General features: G+C 54.6%; 18 protein-coding genes and 3 rRNA genes. 3 read left to right on the plus strand and 18 right to left on the minus strand.

Annotation, left to right across the window (positions count from 1 at the left end; all coding sequences use genetic code 11):
- Window positions 1–35: 35 nt before the first annotated feature.
- Window positions 36–2,087 carry a flagellin gene (locus LG300_RS13905; RefSeq protein WP_404375910.1) on the minus strand — a complete coding sequence of 684 codons (2,052 nt, stop codon included), beginning with the start codon at window positions 2,085–2,087 and terminating at the stop codon, window positions 36–38.
- Window positions 2,088–2,320: 233 nt separating this feature from the next.
- Here LG300_RS13905 and LG300_RS13910 point away from each other — a divergent pair, with 233 nt between their 5' ends.
- The gene (locus LG300_RS13910) at window positions 2,321–2,938 is read left to right on the plus strand and encodes a hypothetical protein (RefSeq protein ID WP_404375911.1); all 618 of its coding nucleotides are present in this window, start codon (window positions 2,321–2,323) and stop codon (window positions 2,936–2,938) included.
- 256 nt (window positions 2,939–3,194) lie between these two features.
- Here LG300_RS13910 and LG300_RS13915 read toward each other — a convergent pair whose 3' ends face one another.
- The 7 genes from LG300_RS13915 to LG300_RS13945 all read right to left on the minus strand — a co-directional run bounded on the left by LG300_RS13915 (window position 3,195) and on the right by LG300_RS13945 (window position 10,066).
- Window positions 3,195–3,383 carry a hypothetical protein gene (locus tag LG300_RS13915; RefSeq protein ID WP_404375912.1) on the minus strand — a complete coding sequence of 63 codons (189 nt, stop codon included), beginning with the start codon at window positions 3,381–3,383 and terminating at the stop codon, window positions 3,195–3,197.
- Window positions 3,384–3,431: 48 nt separating this feature from the next.
- Entirely contained in the window at window positions 3,432–3,644 is a 213-nt protein-coding gene (locus LG300_RS13920) for a hypothetical protein (RefSeq protein WP_404375913.1), read from the minus strand.
- A gap of 192 nt (window positions 3,645–3,836) precedes the next feature.
- Window positions 3,837–4,961, minus strand: a complete 1,125-nt coding sequence (locus LG300_RS13925) for an RNA-guided endonuclease InsQ/TnpB family protein (protein WP_404375914.1) — start codon at window positions 4,959–4,961, stop codon at window positions 3,837–3,839.
- A gap of 65 nt (window positions 4,962–5,026) precedes the next feature.
- On the minus strand, window positions 5,027–5,368 hold the full coding sequence (locus LG300_RS13930; RefSeq protein ID WP_404375915.1) for a hypothetical protein: 342 nt from the start codon (window positions 5,366–5,368) through the stop codon (window positions 5,027–5,029).
- 248 nt (window positions 5,369–5,616) lie between these two features.
- Window positions 5,617–7,008: a flagellar filament capping protein FliD gene (fliD, locus tag LG300_RS13935; protein WP_404375916.1), complete on the minus strand. Its 1,392-nt coding sequence runs from the start codon at window positions 7,006–7,008 to the stop codon at window positions 5,617–5,619.
- Between the two features lie 212 nt (window positions 7,009–7,220).
- Window positions 7,221–8,567: a flagellar filament capping protein FliD gene (gene fliD / locus LG300_RS13940; protein ID WP_404375917.1), complete on the minus strand. Its 1,347-nt coding sequence runs from the start codon at window positions 8,565–8,567 to the stop codon at window positions 7,221–7,223.
- A 176-nt stretch (window positions 8,568–8,743) separates the two neighbouring features.
- Window positions 8,744–10,066, minus strand: a complete 1,323-nt coding sequence (locus LG300_RS13945) for a UDP-glucose dehydrogenase family protein (protein WP_404375918.1) — start codon at window positions 10,064–10,066, stop codon at window positions 8,744–8,746.
- A 170-nt stretch (window positions 10,067–10,236) separates the two neighbouring features.
- Between LG300_RS13945 and LG300_RS13950 the strand changes: the two genes are divergently transcribed.
- Window positions 10,237–10,566 carry a hypothetical protein gene (locus LG300_RS13950; protein WP_404375919.1) on the plus strand — a complete coding sequence of 110 codons (330 nt, stop codon included), beginning with the start codon at window positions 10,237–10,239 and terminating at the stop codon, window positions 10,564–10,566.
- A gap of 299 nt (window positions 10,567–10,865) precedes the next feature.
- On the opposite strand, the gene LG300_RS13955 is transcribed toward LG300_RS13950, so the two are convergent.
- The 7 genes from LG300_RS13955 to LG300_RS13985 form a co-directional block, all read right to left on the minus strand.
- Entirely contained in the window at window positions 10,866–11,438 is a 573-nt protein-coding gene (locus tag LG300_RS13955) for a YqhA family protein (protein ID WP_404375920.1), read from the minus strand.
- A gap of 58 nt (window positions 11,439–11,496) precedes the next feature.
- Window positions 11,497–12,090 carry an exopolysaccharide biosynthesis protein gene (locus LG300_RS13960; protein WP_404375921.1) on the minus strand — a complete coding sequence of 198 codons (594 nt, stop codon included), beginning with the start codon at window positions 12,088–12,090 and terminating at the stop codon, window positions 11,497–11,499.
- A 172-nt stretch (window positions 12,091–12,262) separates the two neighbouring features.
- Window positions 12,263–13,276, minus strand: a complete 1,014-nt coding sequence (locus LG300_RS13965) for a nucleoid-associated protein (protein ID WP_404375922.1) — start codon at window positions 13,274–13,276, stop codon at window positions 12,263–12,265.
- Window positions 13,277–13,322: 46 nt separating this feature from the next.
- The gene (locus tag LG300_RS13970) at window positions 13,323–14,084 is read right to left on the minus strand and encodes an ABC transporter permease (protein ID WP_062372851.1); all 762 of its coding nucleotides are present in this window, start codon (window positions 14,082–14,084) and stop codon (window positions 13,323–13,325) included.
- Window positions 14,081–15,016 carry an ABC transporter ATP-binding protein gene (locus LG300_RS13975; protein ID WP_404375923.1) on the minus strand — a complete coding sequence of 312 codons (936 nt, stop codon included), beginning with the start codon at window positions 15,014–15,016 and terminating at the stop codon, window positions 14,081–14,083. Before LG300_RS13975 ends, LG300_RS13970 begins: the two co-directional genes overlap by 4 nt.
- Before the next feature lie 45 nt (window positions 15,017–15,061).
- The gene (locus LG300_RS13980) at window positions 15,062–16,435 is read right to left on the minus strand and encodes a hypothetical protein (protein ID WP_404375924.1); all 1,374 of its coding nucleotides are present in this window, start codon (window positions 16,433–16,435) and stop codon (window positions 15,062–15,064) included.
- Window positions 16,436–16,567: 132 nt separating this feature from the next.
- Window positions 16,568–16,846 carry a peptidylprolyl isomerase gene (locus LG300_RS13985; protein ID WP_016915098.1) on the minus strand — a complete coding sequence of 93 codons (279 nt, stop codon included), beginning with the start codon at window positions 16,844–16,846 and terminating at the stop codon, window positions 16,568–16,570.
- 204 nt (window positions 16,847–17,050) lie between these two features.
- Between LG300_RS13985 and LG300_RS13990 the strand changes: the two genes are divergently transcribed.
- Window positions 17,051–17,992, plus strand: coding sequence for an exopolyphosphatase (locus LG300_RS13990; RefSeq protein ID WP_404375925.1), 942 nt, complete (start codon window positions 17,051–17,053; stop codon window positions 17,990–17,992).
- 182 nt (window positions 17,993–18,174) lie between these two features.
- Here the strand turns inward: LG300_RS13990 and rrf are convergent.
- The 3 genes from rrf to LG300_RS14005 all read right to left on the minus strand — a co-directional run bounded on the left by rrf (window position 18,175) and on the right by LG300_RS14005 (window position 23,155).
- Window positions 18,175–18,290 (minus strand): 5S ribosomal RNA (gene rrf, locus LG300_RS13995).
- A 135-nt stretch (window positions 18,291–18,425) separates the two neighbouring features.
- Window positions 18,426–21,317, minus strand: a 23S ribosomal RNA gene (locus LG300_RS14000).
- A 305-nt stretch (window positions 21,318–21,622) separates the two neighbouring features.
- Window positions 21,623–23,155, minus strand: a 16S ribosomal RNA gene (locus LG300_RS14005).
- The 16S, 23S and 5S rRNA genes sit together here, the layout of an rRNA operon.
- Window positions 23,156–23,304: the final 149 nt, after the last annotated feature.

The raw sequence follows: 23,304 nt of genomic DNA on the forward strand, positions 1-23,304 counted from the left end.
GTGCTAAATAGCTGGCTTTACCGTCTAGTACTCGCTTAGCCCAGCAGAGACAGAACGCTCTGCGGCAGCTGATTCGCCTGAGCAAGCACAGAGGTACCGGCCTGTTGCAGGATCTGCGCACGAGTCATGTTAGCTACTTCAGTTGCGTAATCAGCATCTTCAATACGTGAACGCGCTGCAGAGAGGTTAGTTTCGTTAGTGCTCAAGTTGGTAATCGCCGACTCAAAGCGGTTCTGCACCGCACCCAGCTCGGAACGCAGGCTATCTACTTGGGATAGGGCGCTATCCAATGCTGCCAGCGGATCTTCAGTACGGTCGCCATCGCTGGTTTCATCTGTAGTTAGACGCCCATCGCTACTGATATAAACAGCGGCACCAGCCTCCTGCTCGTACTTTCCAGTGCCGTTGGAAGATGCAATTGTCACTTCCGCAGTATTGCGATCAACATTGTACTGAGTGGTCACCTGAGCAGTGGTAGTTAACTCATCATCACTGTCGACATATACCTGATCGAAGCCACCTGCGGTAGCAGCTGCACCAGTAAGCATGTCGCCACTACCGTTAAACCCAACTGTAGAGCTGTTGATGCCTACTTCCATGCTAACGGCAGTGGTGTTACCACTAGCGGCAGCCAGCACTTCATCTGCAGAGACTGTATCTTGGAAAGAGACTCCACCGCCAGATGTATCATCTGCTGCAGAGAGAGCTGTAGCCCCTGTCGTCGTTTCAAATTCCGTAAAGTCTATATCACTCGCTGAAACTCCGTCAGCATAGGTAATATTGATATTACCAGTAGCAGCATCATAATCTGCAGACTCAATTTCATTGTATGCTTCTAATGCAGATGCAAAAGTAGCTGCACCTGTGGCCGCCCCAAGAGCCGTAGCAGCACCAGCAGTGCCAGAATCAATTGTCAGGCCAGCAGCAGCTGCTGCTGCTGCTGTGTCTGCTGCTGTAGCAGCCGTTACACCACCCGACAAATCAAGGCCAGACACATCTAGTGTACCGGTAGTGCCACCTTGGCCAGAATACGTTTGACCGTCAATTTCAACAGCCATGTTCGCTGTTGCGGCAGTAGTAGCATCACCTACTTGAGTCAATAAGCTTTCTAGCGTTGCTTGAGTAGCACCGGTGTTACCCGGAGTGGACGTCAGAACACCATTTTCAAGATAAGCCGCTTCACCTTGAATAGTCAGGTTACCGTTAGCATCGACTTCAAAGCTGCCTTGCTGGCCATCGGCATATTCGTATGTACCAGTATTGGTATTACCAGCAGACGGGATATGTTGTTGAGCAAGAGTGCCGTAGCTAGAAGATGTATTGGTAAAAGTGAAGCTGCTAGTATCGGCATTAAAGGTGTAGACAGTGTCTTCGCCGCTATCTGTTACGGTAACCTGATCACCATCGTTCAGCTGACCAACCAGTGACTCAAGATCTACGGCATCAAAAGATTCGGTGACAGAGTAGAGTCCGTTATCGGGGTCAGAAGCTGCTGCACTGTAGCCTGGCTGAGACGTAATATCAGACACATTCGCCACACGGTTGGCTATTTCACCCGAGCCGTTAACGTTAAAGCTACCCAGCCCCAGCGTTTGTGCATTGATTTGCTTTAAACCAACTTCGATGGTTTGGCCATCTTCAGAACCTACCTGAATCTGCAGGCCTTCATCGCTTGAAAGCACTTTCGTGCCGTTGAAGTCGGTCTCTTCAGAGATACGATCAATTTCAGACAGACGCTGGTTGATTTCGTCTTGAATGGAGTTCAAGTCGTCCTGGCTGTTAGTGCCGTTCTCGGCCTGTACCGCCAGCTCACGAATGCGCTGCAAGTTGTCATTGATTTGGTCCAGGCCGCCTTCAGCGGTTTGCGCAACAGAGATACCGTCGTTGGCGTTACGCTGAGCAGTTGCTAGGCCGGTAATCTGGGCGCTCATACGGTTAGCAATGGCTTGACCAGCTGCGTCATCTTTGGCGCTGTTGATGCGCAGGCCAGAGCTCAAACGCTCCATGGAAGTCTGCAGAGCATTTTGCGATTCACGCAGGTTCTGCTGACCGATCATCGATGTGATGTTGGTATTGATCACTGACATGGTGATTCTCCTTGCTGGAACACTGGCCTAAAAGGCCCGCTTTTCGGCCACTGTGTGTGCCGTTATATTGATTAACGGCTTACTGAAGAGAATCTTTAGGGTAGATAGTAAAAATTTATGTAATTTTTGGTGAGCGAAACCGCAGGAAGAGCTAAGCCATTCGGATGAGGCGCTGCATTTTTGTGCGTGAACGCGTATTGTATCCCCACTTGAACGCTCGACAGGAAACACCCATGTCAACAACCTACCTACCTTTGCTACTGGCTGGCATTGCTGTTGTGCTAGGGCTAATAAGCGTTGTGCTGTTTTACAAGGTGGTGATTGCACCGCGTAAGGCCGAGCCTTCCTCTCAGCAGGCCCCTACTCATTCACCTACTTCCTCAGCAGAGCAGGCGGAGATCCCCAGCTACCAACGCCAGCCTAAAACAACCAGCAAGCAGGGCAAAAAGCCGACCCAGCAGTGCTTGTTTGTGATGTTTGATACCCCCAGCCAAGCCATTAACCAAGCGCTGGGGGAAATGCTTGCCGCGAAAAACGCCTTTTACGAGGCGGAGCTAGGCGCCTTCCATCTTCCGCCGGGGCCGCAGGGCTACCCGATTATGCTGGCTAGCGCTACCTCGCCGGGTAAGCTGCCGCCGCTACATAAAGAGCATAAAGAGGGGGAGCATACGCCGGTGCAGGGCGTGTCGATCTTGATCCGCTTTTTGAACACGCGGAAGGTGTCGCGCAACCCGGAGGATTTAATTACCTTCACCCATGAGGTGGCGGCGCTGGGTGGCAAAATTTTGGATGCTAAGCGCAAGCCTATCACGGAAGAGAGTTTGGCGGCCATGTACCGAGAGGGGGAGTAGCTGGAAGGGGTTAGGTTGCTTTGTTGTTGTGCCCTGCAATCATGTGGGGCGCATTAAGAAGGGTGCTGGAATCCGTCGCCCGCTGAAGCGGCCTCCCACTTTAGACTGACTCTCACTTTTAACTGACCTCTACTTTTGACTAAGGCCCACTTTTGTCTGGCTCTCACTTTGGCTGACTTCTACTTTTGACTGAGACTCTGTGAGGGCAGCCTTATGAGTGCCCCAAGGGGCTTGTCAGGATAGGGCGTGTGGTGTTTTAGTGCTTGGTTTCGGCGCGGAGTTTCTCTACTTCTTCCAAGGGGAGTTCTTCAATCTCGGCAATGAGCTGGTCGCTCATTTCTGTTAAAGCAATCAGCTTGTGCGCCGCGTTGCGCTTAGCTTCCTGAAGCCCTTCCTGGCGACCTTTTTCAATACCCAAGCGCTCAATGGTGTTCACGTAAGGCATGTGTTTTTCCTCCTGTATCGCATAAACCGCTTGCGCAAAATCGTCATGTTAATGATGGGTCTCAGCGCGTAGCTTCTCCACTTCTTCAATGGGCAGTTCTTCAATTTCTGCGATCAACTGGTCGCTCATTTCGGTCAGTGCAATCAACTTGCGCGCTGCGTTGCGCTTAGCTTCCTGAAGTCCTTCCTGGCGGCCTTCTTGGCGACCTTCTTGGCGGCCTTTTTCAATACCTAAGCGCTCAATGGTGTTCACGTAAGGCATGTGTTTTTCCTCCTGTATCGCATAAACCGCTTGCGCAAAATCAGGGTCTAGGCGTTTTGGTAACTGGATCATCCAGTCAATAATGTTAAATAGCCCTGACACTCCCCACCCGCCGCGCTTCGCGCTTTGGGCGAGGGTTCTGAGATCACCCCCAGAACCTTCCTGCTTCCACACGCCTTCACTAGACAGCCGCTAGGCCGCTGCCCCCGCTCCGGTCGCTCCACAGGCTAACCCCGCCAGCCCGGCGGTTTGTATATTCCTGGCCGCGTTGATGTCGCGGTCAATGGGGTAGCCGCAGCTTTCGCAGTGCCAGTGACGTTGCGACAGCGGCAGTTTCTCAACCTTGTAGCCACAGCCATGACACCGCTTGCTGCTGGGGAACCACTGGCTTACTTTCACCAGTTGGCGCCCCGCCCAGGCGGCCTTGTATTCCAGTTGCCGGACGAACTCACCCCACCCGGCATCGCTAATGGATTTAGAAAGCCGTCTATTCTTGATCATACCAATGATATTAAGTGACTCGACGCACAGGACTTGGTTTTCGTTAATGAGGGCGCGGGTCGCTTTGTGGGTGGCGTCACGGCGACAGTCGGCGATCTTGGCATGTAGCCGTGCCACTTTCCGGCGGTGTTTGTTGCGGTTGTTTGAACCTGTCTGTTTTTTCGCCAACCGGCGCTGCAAGCAGGCCAGCTTCGCCTCGTAGCGTTTCAGATGACGCGGATTGCCCGATTTTGCGCCGTCACTGGTAATGAACAAATCGCTCAAGCCAAGGTCAATGCCGACCGTTTTGGGCGTGACCGGAAGCGCTTTTGGCACGAAATCACACAGGCAACTGATGAAGTAGCGTCCAGCACGATCGCGTGAAATCGTGATGGTAGAGGGTGCAGAGGGTAGTGACCGGCTCCACCGGATGGGTAACGGCGTCTTCGCTTTTGCGATAGTGATCTCACCCTCCCGATAGCGGAACGCGGCCTTAGTCAGCCGGATCGACTGCCGGCAATCCTTGCGCTTGAAACGTGGGTAGCGCGCCTTGAGCTTTGGGTTGAAGAAGTTGTCGAAGGCGGCTTTCTGGTCGCGGAGCGTTTGCTGCAGGATCACGCTGGAAACATCCCGCAACCACGGAAACTCCGCCTTTAAGCCCACCAGTCGCTTTTCCGCCGATGAGTGCGAGACCGATTCACCGCGCTGCTGATACGCCTCGGTGCGATAGGCCAGGGTATTATTCCAGACAAAACGGGCACACCCGAACGACTGCGCCAGCAGCTCAGCCTGTTCGGAGGTGGGGTAGAACCGTTCTTTGTAGGCACGCTTTGTCATGCTGTATAAATATCAGGGTAGTGAGGCGACGTCAATCTGGCACCGCTACGCGGTGCGCGCTTGTATCACCGCCCGACTGGGCGATGCTTTACGCGCTGTTTGGTAAACATCCGCTCGGAAAATTCAACTTCGGGCTCACCCTGCACTTCAACGTGAATCAGCACCCAGGTCTCGCTACCGTCTTTGGCATAGACCTTGATCAATTTGTCGGCGTAACGTCGGCCGCTTTCGGCACCAACCGTAATCTGTTGCAATTCCTTATCAAGGAAACTGTAGCCTTTTGACCAATCAACGTGCTGGTTTATCGTCGGAAACAGTAATTCTAGAAATTCTTTAAAATACGCCTCTAACGCCATTTTCCATGGGCTGTCATGGTCAGCGCGACGACGGTCATCTTGATCGCTCATGATGGCTCCTCTATCGGTACATATACCTTACCAAAGAGCGTTCTTGAATTGGTGAGAAGTCGTGCACAACAGTATTGTCGGCGGTGCCACCTAAACACAGATTACCTTGTTAGCGTTTGATAGCTGTGCAGATTTTCTACTTATTTCACAAGGTAGGTATTTTATTTCGCCAAGCGGCCTCTTTCTGAGCGGTTCACTTTATCGCCCGTTGAGGCCGCTTTTGGCGTTATTGGCTACCGTGACGTTGGCTACTTTTTACGGCCTAGCTGAGCATCTAGCGCTTCAAACTGCTGGGTTAGGTAGGAGCTCATGCTGTTCATTTGAGCAATCATGCTATCTAGCTGGCTGAACTGGGTGCGGTAGCGGGAGATGGTGCCTTCAATGGTTTTTTCCATGCGTTCGTAGCGCTCATCCAGGCTTTTTACCCGGTTTTCAGCGCCGCTAATGGCTAATTTTACGACGCCGTTATCGCCAAGCATCTGCTCAACGGTGCTGTCGAGCTGGGCTGCCAGGCCATTGCCTGCTTCGCCACCTACGAAAAAGTCGCTGAGTGCTTGGGGGTTATTGGCGACTAGGTCGCTGATTTTGTCTTCATCCATTTCCAGCGTGCCATCTCGTTGCAGGGTAATGCCTAGCTGGTTAAGCGTAGAAAGTTCACCACCGGCTACGCCGCCAGTCAGCACGCTCCGCAGGCGGCTTTCAATGGTGCGCACGGTGCTGTCGCCTACCAGCTCACCGGCGGTTTCACTGTCGCCATTAAAACTGGTGAGTTTGCCAATGGTGCCTTTCAGGTCGTTAAACGCTTTTACAAAGCCGCTAATCGCTTCGCGCTGCTTGAGCGTATCGCGCTCTACGTTCACCGTGCTGGAGGCGGTTTCACCATCGGCAATGCTGAGTTCCGCTAGGTTGAGGGTAACGCCCTGGATGGCGCCTTCGATCTGGTTGTTGGCGCTGCTAATGGCAATGCCGTTTACCGTTAACGCGGCGTTTTCACCGGTTTGCTTGGTGGCGGCATCTTCTGCAAAGGGGCCTGCTACCGTGGCTCCGGCTGCATCTACAAAGCCAAAGCTGGCAATAGAGGCATCCGCGCCGGTCGTTTTAGAGCTAAGCGCCAGCCGGTAGCCTGTGCCATCGTTAATAATGGTGGCGTTTACCCCAGCGTCTTTGTTGGCGTTAATGGCATCGCGGATGTCGGTTAGGCTGCTGTCTGCCGCAATATCAATGCTGACCGTATCGCTATTGCCAAAGGTGAGCTGAATGGCGGTGGCACCCTGCAGGTCTAGCGCGGTATCGCTCTCGGTGACTCTGCTAGACGCTAGGGAGCCTGTGGTGGCGAGTTTTGTTACTTCAACGCGGTAGCTGCCCGGCAGTGCATCAGCCGTGGCCGTGGCTTTAATCGCATCGCCCCGCACGTTAGCCGAGAGGCTTTGGTAAAGCGCTGGGTCGTTAACTTTCGCCACGGCGTCTTGGAATGCGTTTAGCGATGTTTGCAGCTGGCCATAGGCAGAGATCTTGGCTTGCTGCTGCTCTTTTTGGCGGGTAATAGGCGCGAGCTTGCCACGCTCCGCTTCCTGAAGCTGGTCTAATAGGCCAGTGAGGTCTAAGCCAGAGCCAACGCCTAGGGAAGTTATTGTCGCCATGCCGATGTTCCTCGATGCAAAAGGCTAAACCAACAGTCATCTAAAACACTTAGCCAGGTACGGCGTGTTTATTGAAATTTAATAGCATTTTTATCGATGGAACAACGCCTAAATTTAGCGCTTTTTCGTGCTTTAGGTAGTACCCACTTATTACCCTAATAAAAACGCCTGCTTATCGCAGGCGCTTTGGAGATAGCTAAACAAAATTGGTATTATTCTCGGCCTAGCTGTGCATCTAACGCATCAAACTGTTGGGTGAGGTAGGCGCTGGTTTGGTTCATTTGGGAGATCATGCCGTCCAACTGACCAAACTGGGTGCGGTAGCGGGAGATAGTTTGCTCGATGGATTGCTCCATGCGGGTATAACGTTCGCCGAGCGATTCAATGCGATTTTCAGCCCCCGACTTCGCCCCAGCCACTGCGCCATTCGTGCCTAACAGCTGCTCAACGGTTTGGTTCAGCTGGCCTGCCATGCCTTCATCTTCTGCGCTGCCTGCAAAAAACGCCGAGAGCGCATCTTGGTTATTGGCAATGGCGTCGTCTAGCTTGCCGCTATCGATCTCCAGCGTGCCATCGCGCTGTAGTGAAATGCCGATATCAGTCAGCATGGAGAACTGGCCTTCAATACCGCTGCCAAGCACGCTGCGCAGGCGGGATTCTACCGTGCGCACGGCGCTATCGCCCAACAAGTCACCGGCGGCGCCGGTTTCAGCATTAAAGCTGGTGAGTTCACCAATGGTGCCTTTTAGGTCGTTGTAGGCATCCACAAAGCCCGTCACCGCTTCGCGCACTGCTAGGGTGTTTTGCTCTACTGAAACGGTGCTATCCCCTTCTGCTTGAAGGTTCAGCGTGACGCCTTGAATGGCGCCCTCGACTTGGTTGGTAGGACTAGTGATGGCGATGCCATTCACATTCAGCGCGGCGTCTGTGCCTTTTTGAAGCGTGTTGGTGGTATCCGCTGCAAACGGCGCAGTGCCTGAGAAGCTGAAGTTCGCAATCGAGGCATCAGCGCCTGTTTCGCTTGAGCTAAGCGCTAACCGGTAGTTAGTGCCGTCGTTCACAATAGTGGCGTTAACGCCTGCATTTTCATTGGCATTGATGGCGTCGCGCATATCTTCGAGGGTGCTATCTGCCGCAATGGTAACATCCTGCGTGCTGCCATCCTCAAAGGTAAAAGTAAGCGTTTGCTCTGCTGTGGTGAGCGCTTCATCCGCAGCCGTAACGCCTTCAGAGGCTAAGGTGCCGCGGGTTGCTAGCGTTTCCACCGTTACGTTGTAGCTGCCGGGCTGCGCTTCGCCATCGGCCGTGGCGGTGATTGCTTCGCCCCCTACGTTGGTAGAGAGGCTTTCATAGAGCGCGCTGTCGTTGAGTGCACCTGCGGCGCTTTGAAATTCAGAAAGGGCGCTCTGCAGCTGCCCGTAGGCAGAAATTTTGGTTTGCTGGGTTTCCAGTTGCTGCTCGATGGGTGCAAGCTTCCCCCGCTCAGCGTCTTGCAGCTGGTCGAGCAAGCCGTTGAGGTCCAGCCCTGAACCAATACCCAATGATGAAATGGAAGCCATACGTACCGTCCCTTTTTGCGTCGTGCTGCCGTCACGCGTCTTTTCATTGGCAGCAGAAGTCGTTCAAATTAATTAGTTATATCGTCGGCTGTGTCACTATAAACTTTAGCAAATTTCTTATTTCAAGGTTTATTCTGTTAAGAAAATAGCACTATTTTGATATAAAAGCTTGTTTATTAAGATTTTCGCCCGACACCTACATAGTGAATGCCAGCGGCTTTGAGTGCATTAGGTGCGTATAAATTGCGCCCATCAACCACTAATTTATTGTTTAGCTGGCTAGCTAACCAAGTGACATCCACCGTGCGGAACTCTTTCCACTCGGTGCAGATCACCAGTGCATCGGCGCCTTTTACCGCCTGTATGCGGTCGCCTGCGAGCATCAGGTCGTCACGTTCGCCATACAGCCTCCGGCACTCGCCCATGGCTTCCGGGTCGAACGCTTGTACCTTCGCACCTGCCGCCCAAAGGGCTTCCATTAGCGTTCGGCTGGGCGCTTCGCGCATATCGTCGGTGCCGGGTTTAAACGCTAACCCCCAAATCGCAATCACTTTCCCTTCTAAGTGGCCAAGGTGCTCTTGCAGTTTTGTGTAAAGCGTTTGTTTTTGGCGCTGGTTAACGGCTTCCACCGCTTTGAGTAATTCTGGCGTGTAACCTAATTGCAACGCCGCTTGTTCCAGGGCGTGTACGTCTTTAGGAAAGCAGGAACCGCCGTAGCCACAGCCAGGGTAAATAAAGTGATAGCCGATGCGTGGGTCGCTCCCTATGCCCCGCCGTACATCTTCAATATCAACGTCTAGGCGCTCTGCTAAGTTCGCCATTTCGTTCATAAAGCTGATTTTGGTCGCCAGCATGGCGTTGGCGGCATATTTCGTCAGTTCTGCCGCTCGCACGCTCATAAACATCAGTTTGTCGTGGTTGCGGTTATAGGGCGCGTAGCAGGCTTTCATTAACTCTTTTACCCGCTCGCTTTCGGTGCCGACGATAATGCGAGCGCCGCGAGTGAAGTCATCAATGGCAGCGCCTTCTTTCATAAACTCAGGGTTGGAGCACACATCGAAAGGGTGCTCTACATTGCGCTGCTGTAGCGCACGGCGGATGGTGTCGCTGACGCGCTCGGCGGTGCCTACCGGCACCGTTGATTTATCCACCACCAGCTTATAGCCCTGCATGTGCTGGCCGATACTTTCCGCGACGCTTAATACGTACTGTAGGTCGGCGCTGCCATCTTCATCGGGCGGCGTGCCCACCGCGATAAACAGCGTGTCGCTTTCGGTGACCGCGTGGGCGGCATCCGTTGTAAACCGCAGGCGTCCGGCGGCGACGTTATGGGTAACCAGTTGGCTCAGGCCTGGCTCGAAAATAGGAATCTCGCCACGGCTTAGCTGGGCAATGCGGTTAGCATCAATATCCATGCAGATCACCTGATGCCCCACATCCGCCAAGCACGCACCTGCTACAAGCCCTACATATCCGGTACCAAAAACGCTAATTTGCATAATCAACCAGCTCTAAAAAGGAGTGCCGCAAGCCTATCACACCTTTTTTGTGATTCAGATAACATCCAGCCCCTACCGCCACACATAGACCTTGGTCTAACGCTTTCCATGTTTTATAATGCGCCGCAGCACGACCCCTTTGGTGCTGTTTGTAGGAGCGATACCCCTTTATGCCCGCAGAAGCGTTATCCCCCGCCCCCCAAGCCATAAATGCTGCTTTTCATATACAGCGCAGCTTGCGCCACTGCCTCTCTAGCGCTGCAGAGCTGCTGTATGAAAACGGCCATGTGCTGGAAACCATCACCCTAGCGCAGCGTGGCCTTGCGCACCGCGAGCTTGAATCGTTGAATCACCAGCACCCCAGCTGGGCGATGTGCCAGCAAGTGCTAGAGGAGAGTGGCGCCGCCACCTTTAATGATTACGGCAGGTTTGTATTAACGGCCATGGGCCGCGAGCTGATGTTTGATATGTTTGGGCAGGGAGCCGCAGACTGCGCCTAACGCGTTAGCCAAGCGCCCGCTAGGCAGGAGCGGGTGCTTGACAGCACAGGCCGGGGGCATAGAGTGAGTGGTACAGCAGCGTAGCGCTTAGCGTAGGCCCAGTAGGGAAAGAATAAACAGCACTACCACGATCAAACCCACGATATAGATAATATTACGCATAACGGCGCTCCTTGCTTGTTGCGTTTTCGAGAAATCAGATGGTTGCTCGCCCTTGAGCTGACCCTTCCAGCCTAGCAGGCTTTGTTTTGTTTTGCGTAATCAGCCCCCTCTATCGCGGCTCGCCTTGTTACTCTCCCTTACTCTCCCTTATGCGCCTGGCTCATTAAGTAGAGCGCCGCTGCCAGCGCCAGTACGGAAAGCGCTAGGTAGATCGCATCCAGCGGCGTGGTGAAGCGGATATCCACCACCGCCCGGAAGAATTCGATAATCACCGCCAGAATCACCACGCGGGCGATTTTGTCTTTCAATTGATCCAGCGAGGCAACGTTGAAGGGGTGTGAGGGGTAGCGTACTTCCGCTTGGTCGATACGCGAGACAAACAGCCGGTATACGCCTAGCCCGAAAATCAGCAGTACGATGGCAATCAGGTAGATATCCACCGCGATAATGATATCGGGCACCAAGGTGTCGTGGATGTTGCGGCTGTCGTCCACCAAGTAATAGTGCAGCACATCGCCCACCACCTTGAAGATATCCAGCGTGCCGACGATAAACAGCATCAGCGAGCCTAGTAAGCTCGGCACCACTGCCAGCATGACCAAAAAGCGCGAGTTCCACAGCGCGGTTTCAATACGCCGCTCCCATGTCGACTGCTCGTGAGGCGGTTTTGGGGGCGGCGGTGAATGGGGTGAGTGGGATGGGTTGCTCATAGTAGGCACATAGCTCCTTCTTGCTTTCAGGCAAATAGCGGGAGTGCCTAGTAAAGCATTAGACGAGGTTCATCACTACTACCGTGAAGGTCACGCCGGTGAGCAAAAACCCTAGCGCTAGCATCAGGCCATCCCTGGCTACCAACCCCAGCCCAAACAGCGTAAGTGCCAGCCCAGCGCCATTGGCGCTGAACGGGATAAACTCCATCGGCGGCATGGCTAAGGCCACGAGCAGGCACACAACGGCGGTGACGCGAATGCCGATATAGCCGGTCATCCAAGCCAAGCGCACACCCAGCAAGCTATCCACCCATTTGGCGGGCTTTTTCATGTAGTGCAGCGCTTTATCGAACCTTTGCCGGGAGAGGGAGCGGTTAAGCAGCCAGCCGGGCAGCCAGAACGTTTCGCGGCCGATTAATAGCTGCACCGACGTTAGTAGCACCAGGGAGGCCATCAGCGTTGGCATGCCAGGGATATCGCCCAGGATGGGGGCCAAGGTAATCAACCCCGCTAATAGCAGCAGCGGCCCAAACGAGCGCCGCCCCACCGCGTGTACCACGTCATCCACGCTGACCTGGGATTTTTCCCGCTCCATCCGCTCCATGGCGTGGATCAGCTCGGTTAAATTCGTCGCATCCTGCGTTTCTTTCATGGGCACTGCGGCGCTCCTTTGCCATTGAGCTCTGTTTAAAGTAGGTATGTTTCGCGTCGATCTGTTTAGCTCAGATCTGTTTCGCGTCGCTGCTTGGTTAATCGCTTGGCCTCTATAGGTTAGCCCTTGGTGCCGCTCGCTACCCAAGCTTTACGCTGCCCGTTTAACCTTGTCACTCTTTCCGCTTGGCGAGCTGCTCTTTGAGCTGTTTAGGCACTTGTTTGATGATCAGCCGGTCCTGGGCTTCGTCATACTCAATACTGGAACCCAGCAGGTGTGAATCGAAGCTGATCGAGACGCCGCCAGAGCGCCCGGTGAAGCGGCGAAACTGGCTGATAGTGCGTTTATCCGGGGGTATTTCCGGCGAGAGGCCGTAGTCGGCATTGCGAATATGGTCATAAAACGCTTTGGGCTGCTTCTCATCCACTAGCTCGGAGAGTTCTTCCAGCGTCATGGGTTCGCCACGGCGCAGCTGCTCGTTGGCGTAATCGACCAGAGTATCGGTTTTTTCACGGCTGGCGTCGTCGTCCAGGTCCTCTTTCTCGACGTAGTCGCTAAAGGCTTTCAGCAGCGTGCGGGTTTCGGCGGGGGCATCGATGCCCTCTTCCATACCCAGCAGCGCCGCTACGCCATCGGCCAGCTTTTTACCGCCCCGGTCTTTTAGAAACGAGACGTACTGCGTGCTTTCTGCACCGCTCTGCCACTGGGTCAGGTTAATGCGGGCTGCCAGGGTGAGCTGGCTCGTGTTTAGCTGGGCGGCGGGCACCGCTTGGTGCGCGTCGTTAAAGCCGATACCTTCTCGCTGGTGAATGAGGCTCATGAATAGCGTTTCGGTGTCGCCCTGGCGCAGATGGGCGATCACCAAGTAACCGCCAACGGAGAGCTGCCCTTGCAGCGTTTGAGCCAGCCGCTCGGCAATGGCGTTCGCCAATTGGGCAAAGGTTTGCTCTTCGGCTTGATACGCCGTGAGCCACGCCACCAGAGGCCCCGCCTGCTCGCCCTGCTCGGCAAAGCGCCCCCAGCCTTTCGCTTTGGTGTTGTAGGTGTCGTTTAGCGCATTGACTAGGCTGGCCATCACCGTGTCATTGCTGGCGGCGTCGGCCTCCGCAGGCGGGGCAGTCACACTTAGGCGCTCGCCGTCGAGGGATGGCTCAAGGCGGTAGACAGTACTTTGCAGTAGCGGCATAAACAGGCATTACCTTTATAAAAACGTCGAAGAGGTCACTTCAGCATCAAGGCTTTAAGCGGTAGCCGGTGCGGAAAATCCAGGCAATGGTGGCAAGGCTTGCCGCCAAAAACAGCAAAATCATCGCCACGCTGGCCCCCAAGCTGACATCACTAATGCCGTAGAAGCTCCAGCGGAAACCGCTGACGAGGTACACCACCGGATTCGCCAGGGTCACGCTCTGCCAAAACGGAGGCAGCATATCGATGGAGTAGAAGCTACCGCCCAAGAACGTGAGCGGGGTAATCACCAGCAGTGGCACAAGCTGCAGCTTGTCGAAGCCATCCGCCCAGATGCCGATGATAAAGCCCAGCAGGCTGAAGGTGACGGCGGTCAGCACCAGAAACGTCAGCATCCAGAACGGGTGGGCGATCTCAAGCGGCACAAAGAAGCTGGACGTGCCGAGAATGATCAGCCCTAGCAGTATCGATTTCGAGGCCGCCGCCCCTACGTAGCCCACGACGATTTCCAGATAGGAGATCGGCGCCGACAAAATCTCATAGATGCTGCCGGAGAATTTGGGAAAAAAGATGCCAAACGAGGCGTTCGAGACGCTCTGGGTCAGCAGCATCAGCATAATCAGGCCAGGGACGATAAACGCGCCATAGCTCACCCCGCCAATCTCACTGATCCGCGAGCCAATCGCCGCACCGAACACCACAAAATAGAGCGAGGTGGAAATCACCGGCGAGACAATGCTCTGCAGCAGCGTGCGGCGGGTGCGGGCCATCTCCGCCATGTAAATGGCGCGAACGGGATAGAGGTTCATGTGCGCTCCTTCACCAGGTCAACGAAGATGTCTTCCAGCGAACTCTGGCGGGTGTGCAGGTCTTTAAAGCTAATGCCCGCCTGCTCTAGCTGCGTTAACAGGGTAGAGATCCCTCGCCCCTCCTCTTCCTGGCGGTCATCGTAGGTGTACACCAGCTCATAGCCGTCAGCGGTTAAGCTTAGCTCCGCTTGCGCTAGCGCAGGCGGCAACTTCGCTAGCGGGCTGTGTAGCTGTAGGGTGAGCTGCTTGCTGCCCAGCTTTTTCATTAGCGCGGCTTTCTCTTCCACCAGTACGATCTCGCCGCGATTAATGACGCCAATGCGGTCGGCCATCTCTTCGGCTTCTTCAATATAGTGGGTGGTGAGAATGATCGTCACACCATCGTCCCGCAGCCCGCGTACCACGTTCCACATATCCCGCCGTAGCTCTACATCTACCCCGGCGGTCGGCTCATCCAAAAACAGGATGCGCGGCTCGTGGGAGAGCGCCTTGGCAATCAGCACCCGCCGCTTCATACCGCCGGAGAGGGTCATCAGGCGGTTGTGGCGTTTACCCCACAGCGAGAGCGACTTGAGCACTTTTTCGATATGGGCGGGGTTTGGGGGTTTACCAAACAGGCCACGGCTGAAGCTCACCGTGTTCCAGACCGTTTCGAACGCTTCGTTGGTGAGCTCCTGCGGTACCAGGCCAATCCGCTCGCGGGCTTGGCGGTAATCGCGCACGCTATCGAAGCCATCGACAATGACATGGCCTTCGCAGGGATTGACCAGGCCACATACCACGCTAATGAGCGTAGTTTTGCCCGCCCCGTTAGGGCCGAGCAGTGCAAAAATTTCGCCGCGCTGGATGGTTAAATCCACACGGGTGAGCGCCTGAAAGCCACCTTCGTAGGTTTTATTCAGGCCATCGATAGTAATGATGGGGTCGTTCAAGGCGTGCTGCTCCTTAAAGCTTGGCCATCATTGGCCAAAAAGGATTTATCCGCACCCGGTTGACATGCCGTGCTGGCAAACAACTCGGGCCTCTTGACGCTCAGTTGCGCCGGAGAAACGTCCCAACAATAGTCGCTTGACCTCGCCGTGCGGCATGTACCGCGTAATGTCGGGGTCATCAAGCCTTGCCAGGACATTCCGCGCAGCATTGACATCCGCCTGGATCACGTCCCCGTTTGCACGGTAAAACTTGTCGCCACGGCGCTCACCTTCCAGGCGTCCCGTGATCGAGTCCATTTGCGACGTATAGGCGGCGTTCACGATGTCGTGACGGGTGCCACGCTGCTGCGATACTTCGTCGAGCGCCTGGGCCAGCACCCCCTTGGCCCAGTGGCTCATGCGGCGGTTGTAATCCCGCCACTGTACCTTGCCCGCGATGGGCTGAGTCAGGTCTTCCGAAGCGAGAAGCGCCGCCTCGTCCATGATGGTATGAGCCGCCTGATAGGCGATGGTGCGAAGGTGCTGCTGGGTGCGCTGGCGGCGAGCCACTTGCTTCTTCTTACCCAGATGATTGGCGCGGATGCGTTCGGCCTTGGCGATCCGTCCTGCCGCCCGATGCTTCTTTTCCAGGGCGTGCAGGCGATTGCGCGCCTTGCCAGTGGCGGATACCTGATGGCTGTACGCAGTGAGCACTTGACCGAACGACTCGCCATGATGCTGGCCTTGCGAGTCAGTGAAGGCCTCCGTGTAGCCCTTATCGACACCCATTACCTTGTCCCCATGAGGCCGCCCTGGCGGTTTCTCGTAGGCATAATGGATCTCGACCTTTCCCTCCCGAACGATGACGCGCAGATTCTTCTTTTCCAGGCTGACGTTCTTGCCTGACGTCGTGGTGTATAGCGTGATGCTGCCGCCCACCTTTTTGGACAGATGCAATGTAATAACCAGTTGGCCGTCGATGAGTCGCTCACTGTGCTTGTCGGAACGGACGACGAACTGGTTACTACACTGGCTTTTGCCATGCCTGAAATGTTTGCGCATCATGCGATGCAGATAGGTATCTTCTAGCCATTTGTCCTGTTTCAGCAGCGTGTAGAGGCGTTTGCGTTCGGTTTCGTCCGTGGTGCGTGCGGCCACGGCCCGGCGCACCTTGTGCTTGGCAGCCGCCTTGTAGGTCAGGATGTCGTTGATCACATCCTTAGTGGATTCGGCGCGAACCGTGCCATCCAGTGGCAAGTCTGTATGCCAGCCACCCTGGGTTATTTCCTTGCGAACGGCGCTGGCGCTCTTGCCAACGGTACCAAGGGCACCGTACCGGCGCCAAAGGTCGGCCCGAATGAACCCCATCGTCCGGCACATCGCCAGCAAACGCAAAAGATCCGGACTCGTTGCATGAAGAATGCGTGTGACGGTGGTCATAACACTTCCTCTCTCGGCTCCCTGGCCGCGGGATAGTCTCCTTACATCGCGGGACAGCTCAGAACCAGCGCAGCGCGATGCCAATGGCACCGCGACATGGCTGCCGCGGTGCATGACGGCCTTTAAAAGGTATTAAGTGCGGCTGGTGATTTCGAGCAAGTGATAGCCAAACTGAGTTTGTACCGGCCCGTGAACCTTGTTGAGCTCACCGCTGAAGACGACTTTGTCGAATTCCGGCACCATTTGGCCGGGGCCAAAGCTACCCAGATCGCCGCCCTGGCGGCCGGAGGGGCAGCTGGAGTGCTGCTTGGCCACGTCTGCGAAATCACGGCCGTTTTCGATCTCTTGTTTCAGTGCGTTGCACTGCTCTTCACTGCTTACCAAAATATGACGGGCGCTGGCACGTGCCATAACAAACTCCTTAATCAAAAAACCCAAGACGGTAGGCCAGTTTATCACGCTCGCCGCTAGCCGTGACCCAAAGCTGGCGCTTACGGTTAGCAGCTCTAACAACTAAACACGCGCGCAACGTTCTTGTGGGGCTTTAACAGGTTGTTTTAACCCTCAGGAACTACTGGTATCTTTTGGTGACTATTCACTATTTCGAGAAAACAAATGCCTACGCAACAAACATCCGCGTTTCGTTTAGTCACCCGCAGCGATTTTGATGGTTTGGTATGCGGCGCCCTGCTCAAGCACTTAGGGCTTATTAATGAAATCACCTTTGTGCATCCAAAAGACATGCAGGATGGCAAGATTGAGATTGATGCCAACGATATCACCACCAACCTGCCTTATGTGCCCGGCTGCCACCTCGCCTTCGACCACCACCTAAGCGAGACCGTGCGTAACGTCGAGCGGGCCGACAACCACATCATCAATGCAGACGCCCCTTCCGCCGCCCGCGTGGTGTGGGAGTACTATGGCGGCCACGAGGCCTTCCCCGCACGCTGGGACGATATGATGGAAGCCGTCGATAAAGGCGACTCTGCTCAGTTCAATAAAGACGAAATTCTCAACCCGCAAGGCTGGGTGCTGCTGAACTTCATTATGGACGCCCGCACGGGCCTAGGTCGCTTCCGCGACTTCCGTATCTCCAACTATCAGCTAATGATGAAGCTGATCGATTATTGCCGCGAGCACACCATCGATGAAATCCTCGCCCTCGACGATGTCCACGAACGCACCACGCTTTACCGTGAACACGAGCAGTTAGCTAAAGCGCAAATCGAACGCTGCGCGACAGTACACGGCAACGTGGTGGTGTTGGATCTACGCAACGAGGAAACCATCTACGCCACCAACCGCTTTGTGATCTATGCCATGTACCCCGAGTGCAATATCTCGATTCATGTGATGTGGGGGCTGAAACAGCAGAACACCGTGCTGGCGATTGGTAAATCAATCCTCAACCGCTCCAGTAACACCAACGTGGGCGAGCTATGCTTAAGCTACGGCGGCGGTGGCCACCTGAACGCAGGCACCTGCCAAGTCGACAACGACCAGGCTGAGAGTGCGCTGGCGGAGATTGTTGAAAAAATTCGTGCGGATGGGTGAATATCAAAAGTAGCATTAACTCATAGCTACTCAGGCTTCTGAAAAACCTCACTTTTTGTGAGGTTTTTTGAGCTTTCTAAATCATCCACACAGCAAAAAGCCCCGAACACAGCGTGCTCGGGGCTTTCGTTGGGTAAAAACAAAAAACCCAGCCATTAGGCTGGGTTTTTTGCAGGATAGGTGCCTGACGATGACCTACTCTCGCATGGGGAGACCCCACACTACCATCGGCGCTAAGCGGTTTCACTGCTGAGTTCGGCATGGGATCAGGTGGTTCACGCGTGCTATGGTCGTCAGGCGTAACAGGTAATGCATATCATGCTGTGTTAGGTGATCGTCTCTTTGGCAAGCCTTGGCTGGCTTGTGCGTATCCGGTGTTCTGAGTGGCTGTCCACTCGTCGTTATCACTGCGCCCAGACCCCTTGGGTGTTATAGGGTCAAGCCTCACGGGCCATTAGTACACGTTAGCTCAACGCCTTGCAGCGCTTCCACACCGTGCCTATCAACCAGCTGGTCTCGCTGGGCCCTTTAGGAGGCTCACGGCCTCGGGGATGTCTCATCTTGAAGGGGGCTTCCCGCTTAGATGCCTTCAGCGGTTATCCCGTCCGACCATAGCTACCCGGCAATGCCACTGGCGTGACAACCGGAACACCAGAGGGTCGTCCACTCCGGTCCTCTCGTACTAGGAGCAGCTCTTCTCAAACATCCAACGCCCACGGCAGATAGGGACCGAACTGTCTCACGACGTTCTAAACCCAGCTCGCGTACCACTTTAAATGGCGAACAGCCATACCCTTGGGACCGACTTCAGCCCCAGGATGTGATGAGCCGACATCGAGGTGCCAAACACCGCCGTCGATGTGAACTCTTGGGCGGTATCAGCCTGTTATCCCCGGAGTACCTTTTATCCGTTGAGCGATGGCCCTTCCATACAGAACCACCGGATCACTAGAACCTGCTTTCGCACCTGCTCGACGTGTCTGTCTCGCAGTCAAGCACCCTTATGCTCTTGCACTCATTGCACGATGTCCGACCGTGCTGAGGGTACCTTCGTGCTCCTCCGTTACGCTTTGGGAGGAGACCGCCCCAGTCAAACTACCCACCACACACTGTCCTCGATCCGGATCACGGACCTGAGTGAGAACGCCAATGATGCCAGGCTGGTATTTCAAGGTTGGCTCCACCCGAACTGGCGTCCGGGTTTCCAAGCCTCCCAGCTATCCTACACAGGCAACATCAGCGTCCAGTGTGAAGCTATAGTAAAGGTTCACGGGGTCTTTCCGTCTAGCCGCGGGTACACCGCATCTTCACGGCGATTTCAATTTCACTGAGTCTCGGGTGGAGACAGCGTGGCCATCATTACGCCATTCGTGCAGGTCGGAACTTACCCGACAAGGAATTTCGCTACCTTAGGACCGTTATAGTTACGGCCGCCGTTTACCGGGGCTTCGATCAAGAGCTTCGGCCGAGGCCTAACACCATCACTTAACCTTCCGGCACCGGGCAGGCGTCACACCCTATACGTCCGCTTGCGCGTTAGCAGAGTGCTGTGTTTTTACTAAACAGTTGCAGCCACCTGGTATCTTCGACCGGTTCGGGCTGAGGAAGCAAGTTCCCTTACCCTACGCCGGCGTGCCTTCTCCCGAAGTTACGGCACCATTTTGCCTAGTTCCTTCACCCGAGTTCTCTCAAGCGCCTTGGGATTCTCACCCTGACCACCTGTGTCGGTTTGGGGTACGGTCGCACATGATCTGAAGCTTAGAGGCTTTTCCTGGAAGCGTGGCATCAATGACTTCGACACCGGGGTGTCTTCGTCTCGTCTCTCGGCCTTGGCGTCCCGGATTTACCTAAGACACCAGCCTACTGACTTTCACCAGGACAACCAACGCCTGGCTCACCTAGCCTTCTCCGTCCCCCCATCGCAATCATGTCCGGTACGGGAATATTGACCCGTTTCCCATCGACTACGCCTTTCGGCCTCGCCTTAGGGGCCGACTCACTCTGCTCCGATTAGCGTCGAACAGAAACCCTTGGTCTTCCGGCGAGGGAGTTTTTCACTCCCTTTATCGTTACTCATGTCAGCATTCGCACTCGTGATACCTCCAGCATGCTTCTCAACACACCTTCATTGGCTTACACGACGCTCCTCTACCGCTCATCCAGAGGATGAACCCGTAGCTTCGGTACCTGGTTTAGCCCCGTTACATCTTCCGCGCAGGCCGACTCGACTAGTGAGCTATTACGCTTTCTTTAAAGGATGGCTGCTTCTAAGCCAACCTCCTAGCTGTCTGAGCCTTCCCACATCGTTTCCCACTTAACCAGGATTTGGGGACCTTAGCTGACGGTCTGGGTTGTTTCCCTTTTCACGACGGACGTTAGCACCCGCCGTGTGTCTCCCACGCTGGCACTCACCGGTATTCGGAGTTTGCCTCGGGTTGGTAAGTCGGGATGACCCCCTAGCCGAAACAGTGCTCTACCCCCGGTGGTGATACGTGAGGCGCTACCTAAATAGCTTTCGAGGAGAACCAGCTATCTCCGAGCTTGATTAGCCTTTCACTCCGATCCACAAGTCATCCAAATCTTTTTCAACAGATCCTGGTTCGGGCCTCCAGTTGATGTTACTCAACCTTCACCCTGCTCATGGATAGATCGCTCGGTTTCGGGTCTATATCCAGCGACTGTGTCGCCCAGTTAAGACTCGGTTTCCCTACGGCTCCCCTATACGGTTAACCTCGCCACTGAATATAAGTCGCTGACCCATTATACAAAAGGTACGCAGTCACGGAACAAAGTCCGCTCCTACTGCTTGTACGCACACGGTTTCAGGATCTATTTCACTCCCCTCTCCGGGGTTCTTTTCGCCTTTCCCTCACGGTACTGGTTCACTATCGGTCAGCCAGGAGTATTTAGCCTTGGAGGATGGTCCCCCCGTCTTCAGTCAAGGTTTCTCGTGCCCCGACCTACTCGATTTCACGTGATCAGATTTTCGGCTACGGGGCTATCACCCGCTATGGCCGTGCTTCCCAGCACGTTCGCCTAATCCGTCACACGCTTAAGGGCTGGTCCCCGTTCGCTCGCCGCTACTAGGGGAATCTCGGTTGATTTCTTTTCCTCAGGGTACTTAGATGTTTCAGTTCCCCTGGTTCGCCTCCTACGCCTATATATTCAGCGTAGGATACTCAGCTGGTGCTGAGTGGGTTTCCCCATTCAGAGATGTCCGGGTCACAGGTTGTTTGCCACCTCACCGAACCTTATCGCAGGCTACCACGTCTTTCATCGCCTCTGGCTGCCTAGGCATCCACCGTGTGCGCTTCATTGCTTGACCCTATAACCCGAAGGGGTCTGGATTTCGCAATGATAACGATTGCCGGATACGCTTGAGACGTATCACTTAACAATTTACGTAAGAACGTTCGAAAACGTTCTTGTCAGCATGATATACATTGTTAAAGAGCGACTGCTATAAGCAGTGATAAACGAATCGTATTGTCAACATCAAAAGAAAAAGAAAGGGCTTTAAAAAGTCTTTTCTCTTTTTTTAATATGAAGAAAACGCTTATCACTGCGTACCAACAGCATTCTGATCAGGTAATTCATTGTGAGCGCTTACCGCGAGGATGAGTCATCGATTAAGGAGGTGATCCAGCCGCAGGTTCCCCTACGGCTACCTTGTTACGACTTCACCCCAGTCATGAACCACACCGTGGTGATCGCCCTCTTGCGTTAGGCTAACCACTTCTGGTGCAGTCCACTCCCATGGTGTGACGGGCGGTGTGTACAAGGCCCGGGAACGTATTCACCGTAGCATTCTGATCTACGATTACTAGCGATTCCGACTTCACGGAGTCGAGTTGCAGACTCCGATCCGGACTGAGATCGGCTTTTCGGGATTGGCTGACTCTCGCGAGCTCGCAACCCTTTGTACCGACCATTGTAGCACGTGTGTAGCCCTACTCGTAAGGGCCATGATGACTTGACGTCGTCCCCACCTTCCTCCGGTTTGTCACCGGCAGTCTCCTTAGAGTTCCCGCCATTACGCGCTGGCAAATAAGGACAAGGGTTGCGCTCGTTACGGGACTTAACCCAACATTTCACAACACGAGCTGACGACAGCCATGCAGCACCTGTCTCTGCGTTCCCGAAGGCACTAAGGTATCTCTACCGAATTCGCAGGATGTCAAGAGTAGGTAAGGTTCTTCGCGTTGCATCGAATTAAACCACATGCTCCACCGCTTGTGCGGGCCCCCGTCAATTCATTTGAGTTTTAACCTTGCGGCCGTACTCCCCAGGCGGTCGACTTATCGCGTTAACTTCGCCACAAAGTGCGCTAGGCACCCAACGGCTGGTCGACATCGTTTACGGCGTGGACTACCAGGGTATCTAATCCTGTTTGCTACCCACGCTTTCGCACCTCAGTGTCAGTGTCAGTCCAGAAGGCCGCCTTCGCCACTGGTATTCCTCCCGATCTCTACGCATTTCACCGCTACACCGGGAATTCTACCTTCCTCTCCTGCACTCTAGCTTGACAGTTCCGGATGCCGTTCCCAGGTTGAGCCCGGGGCTTTCACAACCGGCTTATCAAGCCACCTACGCGCGCTTTACGCCCAGTAATTCCGATTAACGCTCGCACCCTCCGTATTACCGCGGCTGCTGGCACGGAGTTAGCCGGTGCTTCTTCTGCGAGTGATGTCTTTCCTAGCGGGTATTAACCGCTAGGCGTTCTTCCTCGCTGAAAGTGCTTTACAACCCGAGGGCCTTCTTCACACACGCGGCATGGCTGGATCAGGCTTGCGCCCATTGTCCAATATTCCCCACTGCTGCCTCCCGTAGGAGTTCGGGCCGTGTCTCAGTCCCGATGTGGCTGATCATCCTCTCAGACCAGCTACGGATCGTCGCCTTGGTGAGCCGTTACCTCACCAACTAGCTAATCCGACATAGGCTCATCCGATAGCGGGAGCCGGAGCCCCCTTTCTCCCGTAGGACGTATGCGGTATTAGCCTGGGTTTCCCCAGGTTATCCCCCACTATCGGGCAGATTCCTATGCATTACTCACCCGTCCGCCGCTCGTCAGCATCCAGCAAGCTGGATCTGTTACCGCTCGACTTGCATGTGTTAGGCCTGCCGCCAGCGTTCAATCTGAGCCATGATCAAACTCTTCAGTTTAAGATCTATGCGGTTCTTGCCTGTCACCGTAGCAACAGAAGCGAACCAAACTTGGCTCAAGGGTCAAACGAATTCATTCATTAGGCCGAAGCCTGTTTGACGAGTCGCTTGCCTTGATGTTTTGGTGATTTATCACCCTCATCGGCAAG

The sequence above is a fragment of the Vreelandella aquamarina genome, assembly GCF_044805175.1.
Classification (GTDB): Bacteria; Pseudomonadota; Gammaproteobacteria; order Pseudomonadales; family Halomonadaceae; genus Vreelandella; species Vreelandella aquamarina_B.